The sequence below is a fragment of the Streptomyces sp. NPDC041968 genome, assembly GCF_055589025.1.
This window is the reverse complement of the sequence record NZ_JBVJCB010000007.1, coordinates 226,414-250,616: the sequence shown is the minus strand read 5'-3', so window position 1 is coordinate 250,616 and position 24,203 is coordinate 226,414. Positions and strand designations below refer to the sequence as shown.

16 protein-coding genes are annotated in these 24,203 nt (G+C 71.5%); 12 read left to right on the top strand and 4 right to left on the bottom strand.

The genetic code is table 11. From position 1 onward, the window contains the following. Positions 1-38 precede the first annotated feature (38 nt). The 8 genes from ACZ6EG_RS19140 (at position 39) to ACZ6EG_RS19105 (ending at position 13,833) form a co-directional block, all read left to right on the top strand. A complete protein-coding gene (locus ACZ6EG_RS19140) occupies positions 39-1,049 on the top strand; it encodes a LacI family DNA-binding transcriptional regulator (RefSeq protein WP_469605918.1) in 1,011 nt (336 codons plus the stop codon). Between the two features lie 319 nt (positions 1,050-1,368). Continuing rightward, entirely contained in the window at positions 1,369-5,655 is a 4,287-nt protein-coding gene (locus tag ACZ6EG_RS19135) for a discoidin domain-containing protein (protein WP_469605915.1), read from the top strand. A gap of 76 nt (positions 5,656-5,731) precedes the next feature. Beyond that, complete coding sequence (locus tag ACZ6EG_RS19130; protein ID WP_458419766.1) at positions 5,732-6,733, top strand: LacI family DNA-binding transcriptional regulator; 1,002 nt, start codon at positions 5,732-5,734, stop codon at positions 6,731-6,733. A gap of 152 nt (positions 6,734-6,885) precedes the next feature. Beyond that, positions 6,886-8,301 carry an extracellular solute-binding protein gene (locus ACZ6EG_RS19125; RefSeq protein WP_391972760.1) on the top strand — a complete coding sequence of 472 codons (1,416 nt, stop codon included), beginning with the start codon at positions 6,886-6,888 and terminating at the stop codon, positions 8,299-8,301. Between the two features lie 67 nt (positions 8,302-8,368). Continuing rightward, on the top strand, positions 8,369-9,328 hold the full coding sequence (locus ACZ6EG_RS19120; protein WP_391972761.1) for a carbohydrate ABC transporter permease: 960 nt from the start codon (positions 8,369-8,371) through the stop codon (positions 9,326-9,328). A 16-nt stretch (positions 9,329-9,344) separates the two neighbouring features. Next, the gene (locus tag ACZ6EG_RS19115) at positions 9,345-10,220 is read left to right on the top strand and encodes a carbohydrate ABC transporter permease (protein ID WP_356611823.1); all 876 of its coding nucleotides are present in this window, start codon (positions 9,345-9,347) and stop codon (positions 10,218-10,220) included. Positions 10,221-10,330: 110 nt separating this feature from the next. Continuing rightward, positions 10,331-11,935, top strand: a complete 1,605-nt coding sequence (locus ACZ6EG_RS19110; RefSeq protein WP_469605908.1) for a glycoside hydrolase family 13 protein — start codon at positions 10,331-10,333, stop codon at positions 11,933-11,935. Between the two features lie 116 nt (positions 11,936-12,051). Then, positions 12,052-13,833 (top strand): ATP-binding SpoIIE family protein phosphatase, encoded by a 1,782-nt coding sequence (locus ACZ6EG_RS19105; RefSeq protein WP_391972763.1) that lies wholly within the window; start codon positions 12,052-12,054, stop codon positions 13,831-13,833. 40 nt (positions 13,834-13,873) lie between these two features. On the opposite strand, the gene ACZ6EG_RS19100 is transcribed toward ACZ6EG_RS19105, so the two are convergent. Further along, a complete protein-coding gene (locus ACZ6EG_RS19100) occupies positions 13,874-15,757 on the bottom strand; it encodes an ABC transporter ATP-binding protein (RefSeq protein WP_469606200.1) in 1,884 nt (627 codons plus the stop codon). Between the two features lie 249 nt (positions 15,758-16,006). On the opposite strand from ACZ6EG_RS19100, the gene ACZ6EG_RS19095 reads away from it, so the two are divergent. The 4 genes from ACZ6EG_RS19095 to ACZ6EG_RS19080 all read left to right on the top strand — a co-directional run bounded on the left by ACZ6EG_RS19095 (position 16,007) and on the right by ACZ6EG_RS19080 (position 21,539). Beyond that, complete coding sequence (locus tag ACZ6EG_RS19095) at positions 16,007-16,906, top strand: lysylphosphatidylglycerol synthase transmembrane domain-containing protein (RefSeq protein ID WP_391972821.1); 900 nt, start codon at positions 16,007-16,009, stop codon at positions 16,904-16,906. A 258-nt stretch (positions 16,907-17,164) separates the two neighbouring features. Continuing rightward, positions 17,165-18,244: a mechanosensitive ion channel family protein gene (locus ACZ6EG_RS19090; RefSeq protein WP_391972765.1), complete on the top strand. Its 1,080-nt coding sequence runs from the start codon at positions 17,165-17,167 to the stop codon at positions 18,242-18,244. Positions 18,245-18,386: 142 nt separating this feature from the next. Next, entirely contained in the window at positions 18,387-20,606 is a 2,220-nt protein-coding gene (locus ACZ6EG_RS19085; RefSeq protein ID WP_391972766.1) for an NADP-dependent isocitrate dehydrogenase, read from the top strand. 135 nt (positions 20,607-20,741) lie between these two features. Continuing rightward, entirely contained in the window at positions 20,742-21,539 is a 798-nt protein-coding gene (locus tag ACZ6EG_RS19080; RefSeq protein ID WP_469605903.1) for an N-formylglutamate amidohydrolase, read from the top strand. Between the two features lie 10 nt (positions 21,540-21,549). Here the strand turns inward: ACZ6EG_RS19080 and ACZ6EG_RS19075 are convergent, their stop codons facing one another. From ACZ6EG_RS19075 to ACZ6EG_RS19065, 3 genes are all read right to left on the bottom strand, one after another. Continuing rightward, positions 21,550-22,068: a hypothetical protein gene (locus tag ACZ6EG_RS19075; RefSeq protein ID WP_391972768.1), complete on the bottom strand. Its 519-nt coding sequence runs from the start codon at positions 22,066-22,068 to the stop codon at positions 21,550-21,552. After that, a complete protein-coding gene (locus tag ACZ6EG_RS19070) occupies positions 22,065-22,640 on the bottom strand; it encodes an RNA polymerase sigma factor (RefSeq protein ID WP_391972769.1) in 576 nt (191 codons plus the stop codon). Before ACZ6EG_RS19070 ends, ACZ6EG_RS19075 begins: the two co-directional genes overlap by 4 nt. A 71-nt stretch (positions 22,641-22,711) precedes the next feature. After that, on the bottom strand, positions 22,712-24,145 hold the full coding sequence (locus ACZ6EG_RS19065) for a S8/S53 family peptidase (RefSeq protein WP_391972770.1): 1,434 nt from the start codon (positions 24,143-24,145) through the stop codon (positions 22,712-22,714). Between the last annotated feature and the right edge of the window lie 58 nt (positions 24,146-24,203).

Sequence of the window (24,203 nt, the reverse complement as noted above, 5' to 3'; positions counted from 1 at the left end):
AGCAAGCCGCTTGCGGGGCTTGCGTTAGCCTTGCGCCTGTGACGCGACGACTTGCTCAGGTGGCGAAGAAGGTCGGGGTCAGCGAGGCCACGGTCAGCCGGGTCCTCAATGGCAAGCCCGGGGTGTCCGAGGCGACCCGGCAGTCCGTGCTGAGCGCGCTGGACGTCCTCGGGTACGAGCGCCCGACGCAGCTGCGGGGCGAGCGGGCCCGGCTGGTGGGGCTGGTCCTGCCCGAGCTGCAGAACCCGATCTTCCCCGCGTTCGCCGAGGTCATCGGGGGCGCGCTGGCCCAGCAGGGGCTGACGCCGGTGCTGTGCACGCAGACCAAGGGCGGCGTCTCCGAGGCCGACTACGTCGAACTGCTCCTCCAGCAGCAGGTGTCGGGCGTCGTCTTCGCCGGCGGGCTCTTCGCCCAGGCCGACGCCCCGCACGACCACTACCGCCTCCTCGCCGAACGCAACATCCCCGTCGTGCTCATCAACGCCTCCATCGAGAACCTGGACTTCCCGTGCATCGCCTGTGACGACGCGGTGGCCGTCGAGCAGTCCTGGCGGCACCTCACGTCGCTGGGCCACGAGCGCATCGGGCTGGTGCTCGGCCCCGGCGACCACATCCCCTCCCGCCGGAAGCTGGCCGCCGCGCGGGAGGCGGCGCAGGCCATCGGCGCCACACTGCCCGAGGAGTTCGTCGAGCGGTCGATGTTCTCCCTGGAGGGCGGGCAGGCAGCCGCCTCCCGCCTCCTCGACCGCGGGGTCACCGGCATCATCTGCGCCAGCGACCCCCTCGCCCTCGGCGCCGTCCGCGCCGCCCGCCGACGCGGCCTGCACGTACCCCACGACGTCTCCGTCGTCGGCTACGACGACTCCGCCTTCATGACCTGCACCGAACCACCCCTCACCACCGTCCGCCAACCCATCGAGGCCATGGGACGCGCCGCCGTCGACCTCCTCTGCGCCCAGATCCAGGGCACCGAAGTCCCCCACGGCGAGCTGCTCTTCGAACCGGAACTCGTCGTCCGCGGCTCCACCGCCCAGGCATCCCCCAAGTAACGGGATCCTGCCCGCGATCTCCGCGCGTCGCAAATTTCTTGCAGGAACTGGCAGTGGCTTGCGGCCGTCCGACGCGGTCGGCGAAAGTCCCTGTTCCAGGCCAGTGCGTGGCCACCCGCATGTCCTCACGAGGACCGACGCGCCCCGCTCGGCGCTGATTCTCCGTGCCCGTCCTGTGGACGACTGGACAGTTCTCTGCAACTCTCTGAGCGCTTTCGCGTAAATGCCGAAGAACTTCAAGTGTCCACCTGATGAGCGCATCCGACTGAGCCGTGCCTCGTGGCCCTGCGGCGCGAGGCGGAGATCGGGGACAGAACAGATGAGAATCCGGAACTGGAGATCACGTGCCCTGTGCGCCGTGGTCGCCACCAGTCTCCTGGCGCTGGGAGGGCCGCTGCTGTCGGCCTCGGCGGCCGGGGGTCCCAACATCGCCGTGGGGGACCCCGCGTCGGCGAGCAGCTCGCACGGCGAGTACGGCGCGGCCAACATCACCGACGGCAACCAGGGCACGTACTGGCAGAGCGGCGGCGGCAGCCTGCCCCAGTGGGTCCAGACCGACCTCGGCACCAGCGAGCGGATCGACGAGGTCGTCCTGCGCCTGCCCGCCGGCTGGGAGAGCCGCTCCCAGACCCTCTCCGTGCAGGGCAGCGCCGACGGCACCAGCTTCGGCACGCTGAAGGGCTCGGCCGCCTACACCTTCAGTCCGGGGTCGGGCAACACGGTCACCGTGTCCTTCCCCGCCACCCGGACGCGCTACGTGCGGGTCGACATCACCGCGAACACCGGGTGGCAGGCGGCCCAGCTCTCCGAGCTGGAGGTCCGCGCGGCGGGCGAGTCGTCCGCGAACCTCGCCGCGGGGCGCACCTTGACGGCCAGCAGTTCCAACGGCCCGTACACGACCGGCAACGGCAACGACGGGAACCGGGCCACCTACTGGGAGAGCGCCAACAACGCCCTGCCGCAGTGGCTCCAGGCCGACCTCGGCTCCTCCCGCCGCGTCGACCGCGTCGTGCTCCGGCTGCCGGACGGCTGGCCCTCCCGCAGCCAGACCCTGAAGCTCCAGGCCAGTGCGAACGGCTCCACGTTCACCGACCTCACCGCGGCCCAGGCCTACACCTTCAGCCCGGCCGGCGGCCAGTCCGCCACCCTCACCTTCGACGCGACGACCACCCGGTACCTGCGCGTCCTGGTGACGGCGAACACGGGGCACCCCGCGGCGCAGTTCTCCGAGCTGGAGGTGTACGGACCGGCGACCGGTGACACCCAGGCACCCACCGCGCCCGCGAACCTCGCCCTCACCGAACCCGCCACCGGCCAGATCAGGCTGACCTGGAACCGGGCGACCGACGACACCGGCGTCACCGGCTACGACGTCTACGCCGACGGCGAGCTGCTGACCTCACTCGCCGGTGACGTGACCACGTACACCGACACGCGGCCGGCCGGGACGACGGTCACCTACTTCGTGCGGGCCAAGGACGCGGCAGGCAACCAGTCGGCGAACAGCAACTCGGTGACCCGGCGCGCCGACACCGGTGACACCCAGGCGCCCACCGCCCCCGCGAACTTCGCCCTCACCGAGCCCGCCACCGGCCGGATCAGGCTGACCTGGAGCGCCTCCACGGACGACCGGGGCGTCACCGGGTACGACGTCTACGCCGACAACCAGCTCCGCGGGAGCGTCGCCGGGGACGTCACCACCTACACCGACACCCAGCCCGCCTCCGCGAACGTGACGTACTTCGTACGGGCCAGGGACGCCGCCGGCAACCGGTCCGGCAACAGCAACTCCGTGACCCGCACCGGCAGCGGAAGCGGATCGAACCTGGCCGTCGGCAAGCCGATCAGCGCCTCGTCCGTCGTGCACACCTACGTCGCCCAGAACGCCAACGACAACAGCACGTCGACCTACTGGGAGGGGGCACCGGGCAGCTATCCGAACACGCTCACCCTGAAGCTCGGCGCCGACGCGGACGTCAGCCGCGTCGTGCTCAAGCTCAACCCGGACGCCGCCTGGTCGAAGCGCACCCAGACCGTCCAGGTCCTCGGCCGGGGACAGGACGCGTCCGGCTTCACCGGCCTGGTGGCCGCCAAGGACTACGTCTTCGACCCGGCGAACGGCGGCAACAGTGTGTCCATACCGGTCGAGGGCCGGGTGGCGGACGTCCAGCTCAGGTTCACCTCCAACACGGGGTCGACGGCCGGGCAGGTCGCCGAGTTCCAGGTCATCGGCACCCCCGCGCCCAACCCCGACCTGGAGGTGACGAAGCTGACCACCTCGCCCGCCTCCCCCGTGGAGTCGGACGCGATCACCGTGTCCGCCACCGTCCGCAACAGCGGTCCGGCCGACGCCCCGGCCGGTGAGGTCGCCCTGCGGCTGGGCGGCACGAAGGTCGCCACCGCCGAGGTGGGTGCCCTGCGGGCGGGCGCCGAGACCACGGTCGGCGCGTCCGTCGGGGCGCGCGAGGCGGGCTCCTACGAACTGAGCGCGGTCGCCGACGAGGCGAACGAGATCGTCGAGCAGAACGAGACCAACAACACCTACACCCGGCCCGAACCGCTGGTGGTCGCGCCGGTCCAGAGCTCCGACCTGGTCGCCGCGGTGACCACCTCACCCTCCGGCCCGGCCGCCGGCGACGACGTGAGCTTCAAGGTCGCGCTGAGAAACCAGGGCACCCGGGACTCCGCGGGCGGTGGCCACGCGGTCACCCTCACCCTGGTCGGCTCCGACGGCACCACGGTCAGGACCCTGACCGGCACGCACACCGGCGTCGTCGCCGCCGGCAGCACGGCCCCCGCCCTGACCCTCGGCCCCTGGAAGGCGTCCAACGGCTCCTACACCCTGAAGGTCTCGGTCGCCGCCGACGCCAACGAACTGCCGGTCAAGCGGGAGAACAACACCTCCACGCAGCCCCTGTTCGTCGGGCGCGGCGCCAACATGCCGTACGACATGTACGAGGCGGAGGACGGCACGGCCGGCGGCGGTGCGAAGGTGGTGGGCCCCAACCGCACCGTCGGCGACCTCGCGGGCGAGGCCTCCGGCCGCCGGGCCGTCCACCTCGACGCGACCGGCGAGTACGTCGAGTTCACCACGAAGGCCGCCACCAACACCCTGGTGACGCGCTTCTCGATCCCGGACGCTCCCGGCGGCGGGGGCATCGACTCCACGATCAACGTCTACGTCGACGGCGTCCTGAAGAAGGCGCTCCCGCTCACCTCGAAGTACGCCTGGCTGTACGGGAACGAGGCCGCGCCCGGCAACTCCCCCGGCGCCGGCGCGCCGCGCCACATCTACGACGAGGCGCACCTCATGCTCGGCGAGACCGTCCCGGCGGGCAGCCGGATCCGGTTGCAGAAGGACGCCGCGAACACCACCCACTACGCCATCGACTTCGTCAACCTGGAGCAGGTCGCGGCGGTTCCCAGCCCCGACCCGGCGGCGTACACGGTGCCGGCCGGCTTCACGCACCAGGACGTGCAGAACGCGCTCGACCGGGTCCGCATGGACACCACCGGCAAGCTGGTCGGCGTGTACCTGCCGCCCGGCGACTACCAGACGTCGAGCAAGTTCCAGGTGTACGGCAAGGCGGTGAAGGTCGTGGGCGCGGGACCCTGGTTCACGAAGTTCCGCGCGCCCTCGACACAGGACAACACCGACATCGGCTTCCGGGCCGACGCGAGCGCGAAGGGCTCGTCGTTCGCGAACTTCGCCTACTTCGGCAACTACACCAGCCGCATCGACGGTCCGGGCAAGGTGTTCGACTTCTCCAACGTGTCGGACATCGTGATCGACAACATCTGGAACGAGCACATGGTGTGCCTCTACTGGGGCGCCAACACCGACCGGGTCACGATCAAGAACTCCCGGATCCGCAACATGTTCGCCGACGGCGTCAACATGACCAACGGCTCGACCGACAACCTCGTGTCCAACAACGACGCCCGGGCGACCGGTGACGACAGCTTCGCGCTGTTCTCGGCGATCGACGCGGGCGGCGCGGACATGAAGAACAACCTCTACGAGAACCTGACGACGACGCTGACCTGGCGCGCCGCGGGGCTGGCCGTCTACGGCGGCTACGCCAACACCTTCCGCAACATCCACATCGCGGACACCCTGGTCTACTCGGGCATCACCATCAGCTCCCTGGACTTCGGCTACCCGATGAACGGCTTCGGCACCGATCCGACGAGCTTCGAGAACATCTCGATCGTCCGGGCCGGCGGGCACTTCTGGGGCAGCCAGACCTTCCCCGGCATCTGGGTGTTCTCGGCGTCCAAGGTGTTCCAGGGCATCCGGGTCACCGACGTCGACATCGTCGACCCGACCTACAGCGGGATCATGTTCCAGACGAACTACGTCGGAGGGCAGCCGCAGTTCCCGATCAAGGACACGGTCTTCACCGACGTCTCCGTCTCGGGCGCGCGCAAGAGCGGTGACGCGTTCGACGCCAAGTCCGGTTTCGGACTCTGGGCCAACGAGATGCCCGAAGCGGGGCAGGGGCCGGCCGTCGGCGAGGTCACCTTCAACGGGCTGAGGCTCGACGGCAACGCCGTGGACGTCCGGAACACGACGTCCACCTTCAAGATCATCCGCAATCCGTAGTCGGACGCGTTTTCCTGTCGGACAGTTCAACGACTGGCGCAAGCTCCTTGCAGGAGCTTGCGCTAGTCTTGCATGTGTGACGCGACGACTTGCTCAGGTGGCGAAGAAGGTCGGGGTCAGCGAGGCCACGGTCAGCCGGGTCCTCAACGACAAACCCGGGGTGTCCGAGGCGACCCGGCAGTCCGTGCTGAGCGCGCTGGACGTCCTCGGGTACGAGCGCCCGACGCAGCTGCGGGGCGAGCGGGCCCGGCTGGTGGGGCTGGTCCTGCCCGAGCTGCAGAACCCGATCTTCCCCGCGTTCGCCGAGGTCATCGGGGGCGCGCTGGCCCAGCAGGGGCTGACGCCGGTGCTGTGCACGCAGACCAAGGGCGGCGTCTCCGAGGCCGACTACGTCGAACTGCTCCTCCAGCAGCAGGTGTCGGGCGTCGTCTTCGCCGGCGGGCTCTTCGCCCAGGCCGACGCCCCGCACGACCACTACCGCCTCCTCGCCGAACGCAACATCCCGGTCGTGCTCATCAACGCGCCCATCCCCGACCTGGACTTCCCGTGCATCGCCTGTGACGACGCGGTGGCCGTCGAGCAGTCCTGGCGGCACCTCACGTCGCTGGGCCACGAGCGCATCGGGCTGGTGCTCGGCCCCGGCGACCACATCCCCTCCCGGCGCAGGCTCCAGGCCGCCGTACGGGCGGCCGGCGGCTCCGTGCGGGACGAGTTCGTCGAGCGGTCGATGTTCTCCCTGGAGGGCGGGCAGGCAGCCGCCTCCCGCCTGCTGGAGCGCGGGGTCACCGGCATCATCTGCGCCAGCGACCCCCTCGCCCTCGGCGCCGTCCGCGCCGCCCGCCGACGCGGCCTGCACGTACCCCACGACGTCTCCGTCGTCGGCTACGACGACTCCGCCTTCATGACCTGCACCGAACCACCCCTCACCACCGTCCGCCAACCCATCGAGGCCATGGGACGCGCCGCCGTCGACCTCCTCTGCGCCCAGATCCAGGGCACCGAAGTCCCCCACAGGGAGCTGCTCTTCGAACCGGAACTCGTCGTTCGGGGGTCGACGGCACAGGTGGCCGCCCGATAGCGGGAACCTCGACATCTTCAGCAGGCTGTCGAGCAATTACGAAAACAGCGCGAGATATTGCGTTCACTTGTTCACGGTGGTTGAGTGTGCGGCGCCCCACAACGCATCGGCGGTGGGGCGCCTTCCTCGTTCATGCCCGAAGGGGACCACCCATGAGAAGTGCTCGGTTCCGCCGTACCCGCCGTGCCGGCGCCATCACGCTCGTCTCCGCTCTCACGCTGACCGCTCTGGCCGCCTGCGGCACGAGCAGCAGTGATGACGGCGGCGGTTCCGAAGGCGGCAGCGGGTCCTCCGACCCGGCCGCTCCGCTGGACCCGAAGACCAAGGTGACGATCACCATCGACTGCATGCCCCCGGCGGCGAAGGCGGCCGAGCTGAAGGAGTGGAAGGAGGACGTCAAGGCGTTCAACAAGATCTACCCGAACGTCACCATCGACGGCCGCTCCACCCCGGGCCAGTGTCTGGAACCGCCGCGCTTCACCGCGATGCTCAAGGCCAAGTCCCAGCCCGACGTCTTCTACACGTACTTCACCGACCTGCCCCAGGTGCTGGACAACGACGGCGCCGAGGACATCACCGCGTACGTCAACGACAAGACGGTCCCCGCGCTCAAGGACATCGACCCGAACGTCATCGGCCAGCTCAAGCACGCCAACAAGCTCTACGGGCTCCCGGAGAGCAACTACACGATGGGGCTGCTGGTCAACCGGGGGCTCTTCGAGAAGGCCGGCCTCGACCCGGACAGCCCGCCGCGCACCTGGGCCGAGGTGCGCACCGCGGCCGAGAAGATATCCGGTCTGGGCGACGGCATCGCCGGCTTCGGCGAGTACAGCGCCGGCAACACCGGCGGATGGCACTTCACCGCGCAGATGTACAGCCTCGGCGGCGAGGTCGTCGACGAGAGCGGCAGGAAGGCGGCGTTCAACGACGCGATCGGCAAGCAGGTCGCCGAGAACCTCCACGCCATGCGCTGGGAGGACGAGAGCATGGGCAAGACCCAGCTGCTCAAGTGGGGCGACCTCCAGAAGCAGATCGCCACCGACAAGCTCGGCATGTTCCTCGCCGCGCCCGACGACATCACGTACATGGTGCAGCAGCTCGGCGCCGACTACGAGAACTTCGGCATGGGGCCGATCCCGGGTGAGAAGAACACCCTCGCCGGCGGCAACGGCTACATGATCAAGAAGGGGATCTCCGCCGACAAGATCAAGGCAGCCGTCGCCTGGCTGAACTTCAAGAACCTCACCGTCGGCAAGGGCCAGTTCGACTGGGCCCGCAAGAAGGCCGACAAGCTGCCGGTCGGGCTCCCCCAGCCCAACTTCTGGCTGAACGGCTCGAAGACCGAGGACGACGCGGCCCGGATCGAGCACGCCACCATGCCGGTCGCGAACTTCAAGGCGTTCATGGACGCCCCGGTCCCGGGCAAGGCCGAGCCGCCGAAGGCCCAGGAGGTCTACAAGGTCCTGGACAACGTGATGTCCGGCCTCCTCACCAACGAGGACGCCGACATCGACAAGCTGCTCTCCACCGCCGAGCAGCAGGTCGACCAGGTCCTGGCCACGCAGTGACCGGCTCCCTCGGGGGGCGGGCCGCATCGCCCCCCGGGGCCCATGAGATCAGTCCCAAGGAGCGACGATGTCGGCCCCCAGCCTGACCCCGAGCAAGGCGGCGGGATCCCGCCGCCCCCAGCCGTCGCCGGACCGCGCGCCCGCGCCCGGCGGGTCCTTCACCAGGAGCCTGCGGCGCAACGTCACCGCGCACGGCTTCCTCATCGGCGCGGTCCTCTGCTTCGCGTTCTTCTCCTGGTACCCGATGGTCCGGGAGTTCCTCCTCGCCTTCCAGACGACGGACCAGGGCGAGGTCTCCTGGGTCGGCCTGGACAACCTGCGCACGGTCTTCAACGACCCGGCCTTCTGGCAGGCCTGGCGCAACACCCTGCTCTTCACCGTCCTGGCCCTCGTCCTCGGCTTCGCGGTGCCCTTCGTCGTCGCGCTGGTCATCAACGAACTCCGGCACGGCAAGGGCTACCTGCGCCTGCTGGTCTACCTGCCCGTGATGCTGCCGCCGGTCGCCGCCGTCCTGCTCTTCAAGTACCTGTACGACCCCGGCTACGGCCTGCTCAACGAGCTGCTCGGTTCCGTCGGCCTGCCGGAGCAGCAGTGGCTCCAGGACCCGGACCTGTCCATGCTCTCCGTCGTCGTCGCCTCGACGTGGATGAACATGGGCGGCGCTGCCCTCATCTACCTCGCCGCGCTCCAGGGCATCCCCGGCGAGCTGTACGAGGCGGCCGAACTCGACGGTGCCGGCCTGCTGCGCAAGATCTGGCACGTGACGATCCCGCAGACCCGGCTCATCCTCGCGCTGATGCTGCTCATGCAGGTCATCGCCACCATGCAGGTCTTCGTGGAACCCTTCCTGCTCACCGGCGGCGCCGGCCCCGAGGGCTCGACCACCACCGTCGTCTACCTGATCTACCAGTACGCCTTCAACTTCAACAACTACGGCGCCGCGGCCGCCCTCGGCCTGCTGCTTCTCGTACTCCTCGCCGGTGTCTCGGCGGTCTACGTGAGGCTGACCCGCGCCGAGGACGAGTAGGCCGGGGGAAGAACCGATGTCCACACGCACCCTCATCTCGCCGGCCGTGCTCGCCCGGCCACGCGGCAAGCGCCTGTACTGGCTCACCTTCGGCCTGGTCGTCACGGTGTTCACCGTGGTCTTCCTCGGCCCGATGTACTGGATGGTGTCCAGCGGCTTCAAGGACACGCAGGAAGCGGTCCGGACCCCGCCGACGCTGATCCCCGAGTCCTTCGAGTCCGACAACTACACGCAGGCCTGGAACGTCATGGACCTGGCGGGCCTGCTCGGGAACACGCTGTACTACGCCTTCGGCGCGCTCGCCTTCCAGCTGGTGTTCGACGTGGCGGCGGCCTACTCGCTGTCCAAGCTGCGCCCGGTCCTCGGCAAGGCCATCCTCGGCATGATGCTGGCGACGCTGATGATCCCGGCGACGGTGCTGGTCGTGCCGCAGTACCTCACCGTGCTCGACGTGCCGATCTTCGAGCGCAACCTGCTGAACACCCCGTGGGCGATCTGGCTGCCGTCGGTGACCAACGCCTTCAACATCTTCCTGCTGAAGCGCTTCTTCGACTCGATCCCGAGGGAGCTGCTGGACGCCGCGTCCATGGACGGCGCCTCGCCGCTGCGTACGCTCCGGTCGATCGTCCTGCCCATCTCGCGGCCGATCCTCGGCGTGGTCTCCATCTTCGCGGTCGTGGGCGTCTGGAAGGACTTCCTCTGGCCCATGCTGACCCTGCCCGACCCCGCCAAGCAGACGCTGAACGTCGGCATCTACTCCCTGTCCAACGGTGTGCCCGTCAACGTGCTGATCGCCGCGCTGACCATGGCCTCGCTGCCGACCCTGATCATCTTCCTGATCTTCCAGCGCAACATCATGAGCGGACTCACCGCCGGCGGGCTCAAGGGCTGAGGCCCCACCCCGTCCGGACCGTCCCCGTCAGCCTTCGCCGCCGGCCCGTCCGACGCCCCGCCCTGTCCGGGCCGGCGGCGAAGATCCACCCTGCCCGAAAGGACCGTCACGTGGCAGCCCCCAACCCGCCCCGCACCGCCGACTGGTGGCGCGACGCCGTCATCTACCAGGTGTACCCCCGCAGTTTCGCCGACGGCGACGGCGACGGCACCGGTGACCTCGCGGGCGTCCGGGCGAGACTGCCCTACCTCGCCGAACTCGGCGTGGACGCGGTGTGGTTCACCCCCTGGTACGTCTCCCCACTCGTCGACGGCGGCTACGACGTCGCCGACTACCGCACCATCGACCCGGCCTTCGGCACCCTCGGCGAGGCCGAGAAGCTGATCGCCGAAGCCCGGGAGCTGGGCATCCGCACCATCGTCGACATCGTCCCCAACCACGTCTCGGACCAGCACGCCTGGTTCCGGGAGGCGCTGGCCGCCGGGCCCGGCAGCGCCGAGCGGGAGCGGTTCCACTTCCGGCCCGGCCGCGGCCCGAGCGGCGACCTGCCGCCCAACGACTGGCCCTCCCAGTTCTCCGGCCGCACCTGGACCAGGGTCCCGGACGGCGAGTGGTACCTGCACCTGTTCACCCCGGAGCAGCCCGACCTCAACTGGGCCCACCCCGAAGTGCGCCGGGAGCACGAGGACGTGCTGCGCTTCTGGTTCGAGCGCGGGGTCGCGGGGGTGCGCATCGACTCCGCCGCGCTGCTGGCGAAGGACCCCGCGCTCGCGGACTTCGAGGAGGGCGTCGACCCGCACCCGTACATCGACCAGGACGGACTCCACGACATCTACCGCTCCTGGCGGACCGTCGCCGACGCGTACGGAGCGGTCTTCGTGGGCGAGGTGTGGCTGCCCGACGCCGAGCGCTTCGCCCGCTACCTGCGCCCCGACGAACTGCACACGGCCTTCAACTTCAACTTCCTCTCCTGCCCCTGGGAGGCGGACCGGCTGCGCCGCACCATCGACGACACCCTGGCCGAGCACGCGCCGGTCGGCGCCCCCGCCACCTGGGTGCTCTGCAACCACGACGTCACCCGCACCGTGACCCGGTACGGCCGCGAGGACACCGGTTTCGACTTCGCGAGGAAGGCCTTCGGCACGCCCACCGACCTGTCCCTGGGCACCCGGCGGGCCAGGGCCGCCGCGCTGCTGACGCTGGCCCTGCCCGGGTCCGTCTACGTGTACCAGGGGGAGGAACTCGGTCTGCCCGAGGCCGAGGTCCCGCTGGACCGCATCCAGGACCCCATGCACTTCCGCTCCGGCGGCGTCGATCCGGGCCGGGACGGCTGCCGGGTCCCGCTGCCGTGGTCGGCCGACGCACCGTACTGCGGCTTCGGCTCGGAGACGGAGCCGTGGCTGCCGCAGCCGGAGGGCTGGTCGGCGTACGCGGCCGACCGCCAGGAAGCCGATCCGGAGTCGATGCTGTCCCTCTACCGCAGGGCACTGCTCCTGCGGCGCTCCACCGACGGTTTCGGCGACGGCCCGCTGCACTGGCTGCCGGCGCCGCACGGCGTCCTCGCGTTCCGGCGGGCGGCGGGCCTGACCTGTGTCGTCAACCTGTCCGCCGAGCCGGTGGCGCTGCCCGCACACGGCGCGCTCCTGCTGGGCAGCGGACCCCTCGACGAGGACGGGCGGCTGCCGCGGGACACCGCGGTGTGGCTGCGCGACTGAGGTGCTGCCGGTGGACCCTCCCGGGCGGGCGGGTCCACCGGGCCGGTCGTCGCCATCGCCGGTCTTCCGCAAGCAGGGCAGAATCGGGGGGAGGAGGCCCTGGGAGGAGGCGACGCGTGCGGGAACGACCCTGGCTGCGCGGGGCCCGTCGGCCACCCGAGCCCCTCTACGGCCGCCGCCGCGCGCTGAAGGCCGCGCTGCACCCGGTCACCGAGGCGGTGCGCGCCCGGCGCCGGCTGGCCTGGCTGAACGAGGCCGGCATGCGCATCGGGACCACCCTGGACCTGCGCCGGACGGCCGAGGAACTGGCCGGCTTCACCGTGCCGGAACTGGCCGACGGCTGCGCGGTGGACCTGCTGGAGTCCGTGCTCCGGTTCCAGGAGGTCGACCGCTTCGAGGGCTCGACCGGGACGCCCGAGCTGCGGGCCATGGCGGTCTCCGAGATCCCGGGGCTGGATCTCGCGCCGGACCTGGTCGGTGAGCTGTCCGTGTACACCGCCGACCGGCTGGTGCGTACGTGCCTGACCACGCGCAAACCCGTCCTGGTCGCGCGCATGCGGCCGTCCGACTTCGACTCCGTGGCACCCAGCCGGAAGGCGGCCGACCTGATGCGCCGCGCCGGCGTGCACTCGTACCTGGCGGTGCCGCTGATCGCCCGGGGGGTGCTGCTGGGCCTGGCCGACTTCGTCCGGGCCGGCAGCCGGACACCGTTCACCCAGGCCGACGTGGCACTGGCCACGGAGCTGGCGTCGCGGGCCGCCCTGTACATCGACAACGCCCGGCTCTACGGGCGCGAGCACGAGCACGTGGTCACGCTGCAGCGGGCCCTCCTCCCCCGGTCCAGCCCGAGCACACCCGGACTCGACGTGTCCTCGTGCTACGACCCGGCCGGTGACCCGGCCGCCGTGGGCGGCGACTGGTTCGACGTCGTCGCCCTGCCCAGCGGCCGGACCGCGCTGATGGTGGGCGACGTCATGGGCCGCGGCCTGGCCGCCGCCGCGACGATGGGCAGGCTGCGCACGGTGGCCCGGACTCTGATGGCGCTCGACATCGCGCCCGAACGGCTGCTGGCCCGGCTGGACCTGGCCGCCCGCGACCTGGAGGAGGACCAGGTCGCCACCTGTCTGTGCGCGGTCTACGACCCGTACGGCAGCACGTTCCGCATCGCCAGCGCCGGCCACCCGCCACCGCTGCTGACCGGGCCCGACGGCACCGCCTCGTTCCTGGACGTACCCGCCGGGGCGCCGCTGGGCGCGGGGGTGATCCCGTACGACCCGGTCGACTGCCCCGTGCCCGAGCGGGGCCGGCTGACGCTGTACACGGACGGTCTGATCAGGTCGCGCGCCGCCGATCTCGACACACGGCTGGACCGGCTGCGCGAGGCGGTCGGGGGTGGGACCCCGGGGGACGGCACGGCGGGCCGGTCGATCATCGAGCGGGTCGGCGGCGACCGGTCCGACGACGCGATCGTCCTGGTCGCCGGCGCCCGGCCGCTCGGTCCCGACGGCGCTGTGTACGTCCGGACGCTGCCGCCGGACGGCAAGGCCGCCGGACAGGCCCGCACCGCGGTGCGCGAGCAGTTGGCGAAGTGGGGCCTGCACGACCTGGTCGACACGACGGAGCTGGTGGTCAGCGAGCTGGTCGGCAACGCCCTGCGGTACGGGAACGCCCCCGGTGAGCTGCGGCTGCTGCGCGACGAGCGTCTCTCGGTTGAGGTCTCCGACTCCGGACCGGACCTGCCGCAGATCCAGCACGCGGACGTGAGCGACGAGAGCGGGCGCGGCCTCCAGCTGATCAACATGCTGTGCCGGCGCTGGGGCTCCTGCCGTACGCCCGAGGGGAAGGTCGTCTGGGCCGAACAGGACCTGCCGGCGCGGGCCGGGGCGGCCGGCCCCTGACTGCGGCCGCCCCGGTCCGGGCCCGCGCGGGCCCGGACCCTCAGGCCGCCTGCTCCGCCTCGTCCGGCGTCCGCCGTCCGAACTGGGTGCGGTGCAGCTGGGCGTATCGGCCGCCGGCGGTGACGAGTTCGTCGTGGGTGCCGCGTTCCACGATGCGGCCGGCCTCGACCACCAGGATCTGGTCGGCGGCCCGGATCGTGGACAGCCGGTGGGCGATCACCACGGCGGTCCGGTCCGCCAGGGCTTCGGTCAGGGCCTCCTGGACGGCCGCCTCGGAGGTGTTGTCGAGGTGGGCGGTGGCCTCGTCGAGGATGACGACGCGCTGGCGGGCCAGCAGCAGCCGGGCGATCGTCATGCGCTGACGCTCGCCTCCGGAGAGGCGGTAGCCGCGCTCGCCGACCACGGTGTCGAGGCCGTCGGGCAGGGACCGTACGAGATCGACCAGGCGGGCACGGCCCAGCGCTTCCCACAGCTCGGTGTCGGTCGCCCCGGGCCGGGCCAGCAGCAGGTTGGCGCGGACCGTGTCGTGGAAGAGGTGGCCGTCCTGGGTGACCATGCCCACGGTGTCGCGCAGGGAGCGCGCGCTCAGATCGCGGACGTCGACGCCGCCGACGCGTACGGTGCCGCCGTCGGTGTCGTACAGGCGCGGCAGCAGCTGGGCGATGGTCGACTTGCCCGCGCCGGAGGAGCCGACGAGCGCGACGGTCTGGCCGGGCTCGGCGCGGAAGGAGAGGCCGTGCAGGACCTCGGCGCCGCCGCGGGTGTCCAGGGAGGCGACCTCCTCGAGGGAGGCCAGGGAGACCTTGTCGGCGGACGGGTAGCCGAAGCGGACCTCGTCGAACTCGACGGCGACCGGGCCCTCGGGGACCGGGCGGGCGTCGGGCTTCTCGTCGATGAGCGGGATCAGGTCCAGCACCTCGAAGACCCGCTCGAAGCTGACGAGGGCGCTCATCACCTCGACGCGGGCGCCGGCGAGCGCGGTGAGCGGCGCGTACAGCCGGGTCAGGAGCAGCGCCAGCGCCACGACGGCGCCGGCGTCCAGGGTGCCGCGCAGGGCGAGGAAACCGCCGAGTCCGTAGACGAGGGCCAGGGCGAGCGCGGAGACCAGGGTGAGCGCGGTGATGAACGCCGCCTGGGCGGTGGCGGTGCGTACGCCGATGTCCGCGACGCGGCGGGCGCGTTCGGCGAACTCGGCCGACTCGTCCTCCGGACGGCCGAAGAGCTTGATCAGGGTGGCGCCGGGAGCGGAGAAGCGCTCCGTCATGCGGGTGCCCATGGCGGCGTTCAGGGTGGCGGCCTCGCGCTGCATGCGGGCCATGCGGCGGCCCATGCGCCGGGCGGGGAGCACGAACACCGGGAGCAGCACCAGCGCGAGCAGGGTGATCTGCCAGGACAGGGTGAGCATGACGGCCAGGGTGAGCAGCAGTGTGACGAGGTTGCTGACCACGCCGGAGAGCGTGTTGCTGAAGGCGCGCTGGGCGCCGATGACGTCGTTGTTGAGACGGGAGACCAGGGCTCCCGTACGCGTACGTGTGAAGAACGCGACGGGCATGCGCTGCACATGATCGAACACAGCCGTGCGCAGATCGAGGATGAGCCCCTCCCCGAGCACCGCCGACAGCCTGCGGGAGAGGATGCCGAGGCCCGCCTCCGCGACCGCGATGAGCGCGATCAACAGGGCCAGGCGCACGACCGTGCCCTCGTCGTCACCGGCCACGATCGCGTTGACGACCCGTCCGGCCAGGACGGGGGTGGCGACGGCGAGCAGCGCGGTGGCCACCCCGAGCAGGACGAACCGGGCGATGCGGCGGCGGTGCGGGCGGGCGAAGGCGATGATGCGGCGCAGCGTGGCGCGGGCGAGGGGCCGGCGTTCCTGCTCGGCGTTCATGACGCTGTACAGCTGGGTCCAGGCTGTGGTCTCCATGCTCATACGGGGGACCGTAGGACCTCAATCTTCCTTGAGGTCAAGGGCGCGGGGGCGGACCCGACGCCCGCGGCCCGTAAGCCCTCGTCCGCGCGTCGGCCATCCGTAGTTGGCGCGGCTGGGGGAATCTCTTGTGGTGTGACAGCGGTACAACTCCCCGAGAAGCCCGTCCCCGGCCTCCTTCCCGCTCCCGTCCCGGCCGCCGTGCGCCGGGAGGGCCGCACCCGCCTGGCCCGGCGGATCTTCTGTCTGCTCCCCCTGCTGCTGGTGGCCGTGGTCGCGGTGCGGCACCTGCCGGTTCTCTCCGAGGGCTTCGGCCATCTCGCCACCGCCCGCTGGCCCTGGCTGCTGGCCGCGGCCTGCGCGACCTGTCTGACCTGGGTCGCCGCGGCCTGCACCCGGCAGGGCGCCGTGGTGGAACGGCTGCCCCGCCGGCGCCTGGTCGCCACGCAGTTCGCCGCGGGCGCGGCGAACCACCTGCTGCCGACGGGACTGGGCGCGAGCGCGGTCAACCTGCGGTTCATGTCGGTGTGCGGGCTGTCGCTGGCCCGTTCCTCGGCCGCCCTCGCCCTGTACCTGCTGGCGGAGAGCGTCGGCCGGGTGGCCCTGCTGGGCGTCCTGCTGATCGCGTTCCCCGACGCGCTGCGGCTGGGCACCCTGCTGCCCGAGGCGGCCGTGCAACCGCTGCTGATCGCCGTCGGCGCCGTGCCGGTCGTGGCGACGGGCGTGCTGGTGCTGGTGCCCCGGGTGCGTGGAGCGGTGGAGTCCTTCCTGCGGACGGCGCTGGGCGAGGCGCGCTCGGTGCACGCCCGCCCGGCGCGGGCGCTGGCCCTGTGGGGCGGCGCGCTGGCCTTCCCGGCGCTCCAGGCGGCGGCGCTGGTCCTGGTGGGGCGGGCGCTGGCGTTGCCGGTGCCGGTGGCACACATGGCGGTCGCCTATCTGGCGGCGACCGTCGCGGTCGCGCTGGTGCCGACGCCCGGCGGTATCGGTTCCGTCGAGGCGGCGCTGGTGGTGGCACTGGTCGCGGCGGGCGGTCCGGCGGCCGTGGCCACGGCGGTGGTACTCGCCTTCCGGCTCCTCACGGTCTGGCTGCCGCTGCTGCCGGGGACCCTGACCCTGGCCGCGCTGGTGCGGATGCGGGTGATCTAGGGCGGTGGTCCATCGGCTCGAACGCGCCCGGCCGCGGGGTGCGCGGGAACGCGCTGGGCGGGGTACGACCGCCCGCTCCCCCGAGCGGTGCGAACCACCGCCTCGGATACGGCAGGATGAACGCTCGCGCCGGTCGAACTGTCTTGCGGACCGGTGTGATCGCACACCCCGGAATCGAGCAGGTGACGACGTGACGCAACTTCACATCCGGCTGTCGGCCAGGGCCTTCGCCCGCGCCGTATCCCCTGGAGGCGACCGGTGACGGACGACCTGACCGTGGACCACCTGGTGCCCGCCGCGATCGCGCTGGCCGCGGGCCTGGCGGGGGCGTTCCTGCTGCGCATGGCGCTGCGCTGGCTGGCCGGTCACGCCGACCGCACCCGGTGGGGCGGGGACGACGTCATCGTGGCCGCCCTGCGGACGGTGGTGCCGTGGGCGGCCGTCTCGGCCGGCGTGGCGGGTGCCGCGGCGGCGCTGCCGCTGAAGCGCGCGGTGCAGCACGGCACCAACCAGGTCCTGACGGTTCTGTTGATCTTCGTGGCGACGGTGACGGCCGCCCGGGTGATCGCCGGCCTGGTGCGGACGGTGACCTCGTCCCGCTCCGGGGTCGCCGGCTCGGCCACGATCTTCGTGAACATCACCCGCATCCTGGTGCTCGCCATCGGCTTCCTGGTGATGCTGCAGACCCTGGGCATCTCCATAGCGCCGCTGCTCACCGCCCTGGGCGTGGGCGGTCTGGCGGTCGCGCTGGCCCTCCAGGACACCCTGGCCAACCTCTTCGCCGGCATCCACATCCTGGCCTCGAAGACCGTGCAGCCGGGTGACTACATCCAGCTCAGCAGCGGGGAGGACGGCTACGTCGAGGACATCAACTGGCGGCAGACCACGGTCCGCGACCTGTCCAACAACCTGGTCGTGATCCCGAACGGCAAGCTCGCCCAGTCGAACATGACCAACTTCATGCGGCCCGAACAGCAGCTGACCATCATGGTCCAGGCCGGCGTCTCCTACGACAGTGACCTGGAGCACGTGGAGCGGGTGACGACCGAGGTGGTCGCCGAGGTGATGACCGAGATCGCCGGGGCGGTGCCGGAGCACGAGCCGGCGGTGCGGTTCCACACCTTCGGCGACTCGCGGATCGGTTTCACCGTGATCCTGGGCGTCGGCGAGTTCAGCGACCAGTACCGGATCAAGCACGAGTTCATCAAGCGCCTGCACCGGCGCTACCGCGAGGAGGGCATCCGTATTCCGGCACCCGCCCGGACGGTGGCGCTCCAGCAGGGCGCGGTGGTCTTCCCGCAGCAGCGGACGGGCGAGGACGCCGTTCCTTTCGCCTGACCCCGTACCGTTTCGTTCCCTGGTTCGACAGGGGCCCGTGCGGCCGGTTGTCCGGAATCACCGTGCGACCCCTGTCGAGCCGAGGTCGGTCACGAGATATCTTGATGTCGAGCAATGTTGCAGACGTGGAGCGGAGCACCCGGTGACTGACTCGACCATCATCTATACGCACACTGACGAGGCCCCGGCCCTGGCGACGTATTCGTTCCTGCCGGTGATCCGGGCGTACGCCTCGCAGGCGGGTGTCCCCGTCGAGACCCGCGACATCTCGCTGGCCGGCCGGATCATCGCCCTGTTCCCGGAGTACCTGACCGAGGACCAGCGCATCCCGGACGCCCTCGCGGAGCTCGGCGAGCTGGCCAAGACCCCCGCGGCCAACATCATCAAGCTGCCGAACATCTCGGCGTCCATCCCGCAGCTCAAGGCCGCGATCGCCGAGCTCCAGGACCAGGGCTACGCGCTGCCGGCTTACCCGGACGACCCGAAGACCGACGAGGAGCGCGACATCCGCGCCCGCTACGACAAGGTCAAGGGCTCCGCGGTCAACCCGGTCCTGCGCGAGGGCAACTCCGACCGCCGCGCCCCGGCCTCGGTGAAGAACTACGCCAAGAACCACCCGCACCGCATGGGCGCCTGGACCGGCGAGTCGAAGACGAATGTCGCGACCATGGGCGAGAACGACTTCCGCTCCACCGAGAAGTCCGTGGTGATCGCCGAGGACGGCGCGCTGCGGATCGAGCTGGTCGGCGACGACGGCACCACCACGGTGCTGCGCGAGTCGGTACCGGTGAAGAAGGACGAGGTCGTGGACGCCTCCGTGCTGCGCGTCGCTGCGCTGCGCGAGTTCCTCACGGCGCAGGTCGCCCGCGCCAAGGCCGAGGGCATCCTGTACTCGGTGCACCTGAAGGCCACGATGATGAAGGTCTCCGACCCGATCATCTTCGGCCACGTGGTCCGCGCCTTCTTCCCGAAGACCTTCGCGCAGTACGGAGAGGCGCTCGCCAAGGCCGGCCTCACCCCGAACGACGGTCTGGGCGGCATCTACAAGGGCCTGGAGTCCCTGCCCGAGGGCGCCGAGATCAAGGCCTCCTTCGACGCCGAGCTCGCCGAGGGCCCGGAGCTGGCCATGGTCGACTCCGACAAGGGCATCACCAACCTGCACGTGCCCTCGGACGTCATCATCGACGCCTCCATGCCGGCCATGATCCGCACCTCCGGCCACATGTGGGGCCCGGACGGCCAGGAGCACGACGCGCTCGCCGTCATCCCGGACTCCTCCTACGCCGGTGTCTACCAGGCCGTCATCGAGGACTGCCGCGCCAACGGCGCCTACGACCCCTCCACCATGGGCTCGGTGCCGAACGTCGGCCTCATGGCGCAGAAGGCCGAGGAGTACGGCAGCCACGACAAGACCTTCGAGATCCCGGCCACCGGCACGGTCCGCCTGGTCGACGCCGACGGCAACGCCGTCCTGGAGCAGACGGTCTCCGCCGGCGACATCTTCCGCGCCTGCCAGACCAAGGACGCGCCGATCCGCGACTGGGTGAAGCTGGCCGTCACCCGCGCCCGCGCCACCGGCGACCCGGCCGTCTTCTGGCTGGACGAGGGCCGCGCCCACGACGCCAACCTGATCGCCAAGGTGAAGGCGTACCTGCCGGAGCACGACACCGAGGGCCTGGACATCAAGATCCTGTCCCCGGTGGAGGCGACCAAGCTGTCCGTGGAGCGCATCCGCCGCGGTGAGAACACCATCTCCGTCACCGGCAACGTGCTGCGCGACTACCTGACCGACCTCTTCCCCATCCTGGAGCTGGGCACCAGCGCCAAGATGCTGTCGGTCGTCCCGCTGATGGCGGGCGGCGGCCTCTTCGAGACCGGCGCCGGCGGCTCCGCGCCCAAGCACGTGCAGCAGCTCGTGAAGGAGAACTACCTGCGCTGGGACTCCCTCGGCGAGTTCTTCGCGCTGGTGCCCTCCCTGGAGCAGTACGCCGAGGTCACCGGCAACACCCGTGCCAAGGTCCTCGCCGACGCCCTCGACCGCGCCACGGCGACCTTCCTCAACGAGGACAAGTCCCCGACCCGTCGCGTCGGCGGCATCGACAACCGCGGCAGCCACTTCTTCCTGTCCCTGTACTGGGCGCAGGAGCTGGCCGGGCAGAGCGACGACGCGGACCTGGCCAAGGCCTTCGCCCCGCTCGCCGAGACGCTCTCCGCGAACCAGCAGAAGATCGTCGAGGAGCTGAACGCCGTCCAGGGCCAGCCGGCCGAGATCGGCGGCTACTACCAGCCCGACCCGGCCAAGGCCGCCGAGGTCATGCGCCCGTCGGCCACCTGGAACGAGGCGCTGGCGTCCCTCGCCTGATCCTCGCGGCCGGACGCACGTCCCGGCGGGCACCCCGTTTCCGCGCGGCGGAGACGGGGTGCCCGTCTGTGTGCACCCCGCTGCGTCCACCCCGCTGTGTCGACCCCGCGACCCACGACCTCACGGAGCGGCCCCATGACCGACGCCCCGCCCACCTTCGAGCTGCTGCCCGGCGCCGCGGCGTCCCCCGTGATCCTCCACGTGCCGCACTCCTCGCGGGAGATCCCGGCCGACGTCCGCCCCGGCATCGTCCTGGACGACCCGGCGCTGGAACGGGAGCTGGACCACATCACCGACGCGCACACCGCGCGGATCGCCGAGGCGGCGGCCGCGCTGGCCGGGGTCACGCCCTGGCGGTTCGTGAACCTGGCGTCGCGGCTGGTCGTCGATCCGGAGCGGTTCCCGGACGAGCGGGAGGAGATGACGGCCGTCGGGATGGGCGCCGTGTACACGCGGACCACGCACCGCGAGGTCCTGCGGGCCGACGGCACCGACCCGGCGCCGCTGATCGAGCGGTTCTTCCGCCCCTACGCACGCGCGATGACCGACGCGGTCGCCCAGCGGCTCGCCGCCACCGGACGGGCCGTGATCGTCGACGTGCACTCCTACCCCGCCGCGCCCCTCCCCTACGAGTTGCACGGTCGCGGCCCGCGCCCGCCGGTCTGCCTGGGCACCGACCGTTTCCACACCTCGCCCGAGCTGCTCGCCGCGGCCCGGGCGGCGTTCGCCCCGTGCGGGGAGACCGGCCTGGACAGCCCGTTCAGCGGGACGTACGTGCCGCTGGAGTTCCACGGGCAGCGGCGCGAGGTCGGCGCGCTGATGGTGGAGATCCGCCGGGACACCTACATGAGCGAACCGGGCGGCCCGGCCGGGCCGGGACTGTCCCGCCTCGCCGCCTCGCTGGCGGCACTCGTGGACGCCGTCTCGGGCTGACCACCGCCCCTCAGGCGCGCAGCCACTGCGTCACGACCACCTCGCGGCCGGTGGCCAGTCGCAGCGCGAACGGGCCGCTGGGCGGGGCCTCGCCGGTGAAGCGGCCCATGGCGTCGGCGGTCAGTCGCGCGTGGGACCGGGGACCGCTGAGCACCTCGATCCGGGCCGGGCCCGGCGGCAGCACCTGTCCGATCAGACCCTCCGCCGTCACCTCGACGTCGACGGTCACCTCGTCCACGCTGAAGGTCAGCATGCGGGGCGGGTCGCTCGCCCCTCTGACCGGGATGGCGTCGACCAGCGAGTCGAAGGTCAGCTCGGCGACGCGGGCGTCCAGGTCGTGCAGGGCGAAGGCGTCGACGGCGATCCGCCGCAGCTCCGTCGGGACCGGGTCGAGGATCGCGGCCGCCTGCCGCAGTTCCTCCTCCAGCAGTCCGGTGTCCCACTCGCCGTCCGGGAAGGCCCCGTCGCCCGGCCCTGCACCGGGCCCTTCGAGGGGCCCGTCGTCGAAACCGTCGTGCATGTCGCTCATGATGTCCCCCGTGCCTCGAGTCGGGCCCGCAACCTGCGCAGACAGCGCTGGCGCGTCGGCCCGATGCTGCCCACCGCGATCCCCAGGGCGGCGGACACCTCCTGATAACTGGGTGGTGGCGAGGAGATCAGCACCCGGAGCAACTGGCGGCAGCGCTCGCCCAGTTCCTCGAACTCCTGCCACAGTCGCCGCACGCGCTCGGTCTGCGCGGCGGCCTCCTCGGAGTCGAGCACCGACTCCTCCGGCGTGCGTTCCTCGCTCGGCCGGTCCAGCAGCTGCGGATCGTCGGTCGGTGTCCACCGCTTCGACGCCCTGATCAGCTTCAGGCACTCGTGCCGTGCCGTGCTCGCCAGCCAGGAGCCCGTCTTCTCCGGTTCACGGATCCGCCCCAGGTGCTGGGCGAAGCGGAACCAGGCGGTCTGGTACACCTCGTGCGCGTCGGCGTCGGACAGCCCGTGGGCCCGCACGACGGACCACACCAGCGGGCCCAGCCCGTCCACCAGTGACTTCCACGCCGCCGCGTCCCCGTCGGCGGCCAACTGGACGAGCACCCCGACATCTGCACGGTCCACGGTCCCACCCCTCGTGTACGACACGTCATCGTACGCCGCGGAGCAGGTGGTTCCGCCCGGCACGGGGCCGCTCACACCCCGTCGGCCGGTGCCTCGACGGTGACCGGGTGCCAGGTGGGCGGCAGCAGCGCCGGCACGTGCGCCCCGCGCACCTCCGCGTACTCGGAGTTGGCCGCGAGCAGTTGCCCCCGGGCCGCACGCGGGTCCCGCTCCTTGTGCGCCGTCATGTGGGAGGCGACCAGGCCCGCCACCACGGGGGTGGCGAAGGAGGTGCCGCTCCACTGGGCGTGCCCCTCGAACATCACCTGGTCCGGCTTGGCGGGGGCCTCGCCGGGCTCGCTCAGCACCCCGTTGTGCCGGGGGTACTGGCAGGTGCAGGCGTAGGCGAAGCCGTACCGGCAGGCGTCGTAGGTGGAGTGCTGGTAGACGTACGGCACGGGCGTGCCGAAGCCGGTGAGGGCGCTGGTGAGCCGCTCGCCGGGGGCGTAGACCTTCACCCAGCCGCCGTGGTTGCTGAAGCAGGCGCCGAACTCGCCGTCGGCGCGCAGCGCGCCGACCGACAGCACGGACTTCTCCCAGCCCGGCAGGTCGGCGTAGGCGGCGGGCCAGAACGGGGTGGCGCTGGCGTTGTTGCCGGCGGCGGCGACCAGCAGGGTGCGCTGCTCGCGCAGTTCCTCCATGAAGGCGTGCACGCCGAGCAGCCCGTCGGTGCGGCCGTTGGAGGTGCCGGCGGAGAGGCTGAGGATCTCGGGCCAGCCGCCGCGGTCGACGGCCTCGAAGAGCTTCTCGCCCAGCTCGGACTCCAGGATGGCGCCGGCGTCGTTGAGCGTGTTGCGGACGGTCACGTCGGTGTTGGGCGCGACGGCCGCGACGAGCCCGGCGATGAAGGTGCCGTGGCCGACGTACTGCTGGAGGACGCCGTCGTCGTCGCACTCCCTGAGCTGGGCGTCGCCGTCGGTGTGCGCGAGCAGCGGGTAGGACCGGTAGTCGCCCATGAGGCCCGTGTCGATGACGAGGACGCCGACGGCGGTCCCCTCGTCGTAGGGGGTCTCGGCGGCGGCCGGGTTGGGCGGCTCGCTGATCGGGACGGGGATGGGCTCGTCTCCGGGACAGGCGTTGACCGCGATGGAGACGACGTGGTTGCGGCTGATCAGCCGGCGGCCGGCCCGCCCCTCCACCGTCCGCAGGGAGCGCAGGGCGTTGGCCACGGCGACGTCGCCGCTGCGGTCGCCCTCGCCCGGGTCGGCGACCCGGATGCGGGTGATGCCGGTGCGGTTGGTCTCGGGGCTCGTCCGGCGCACCTGGTCCGGGGTGAGACCGGCGAAGGTGGTGAAGTGGTCGCGCACGGTGTCCTCGACGAGGCGGGCCTCCTCGCCGTCGCGGGCGAGGACGACGCCCTTCTCGTAGAAGAACTCGGCGGAGTCGTCCGGCCCCATCACCAGCGGGACGTCCGGCATCGAGCGCTGGATCTGGTCGAACTGCTCGCGGAATCGCTGTGGTGCCATGGCATGTCCTCCACTGAGGCGGCGGCGGTGACGGTCGTGGCCGCGGCCGTGGCTGCGG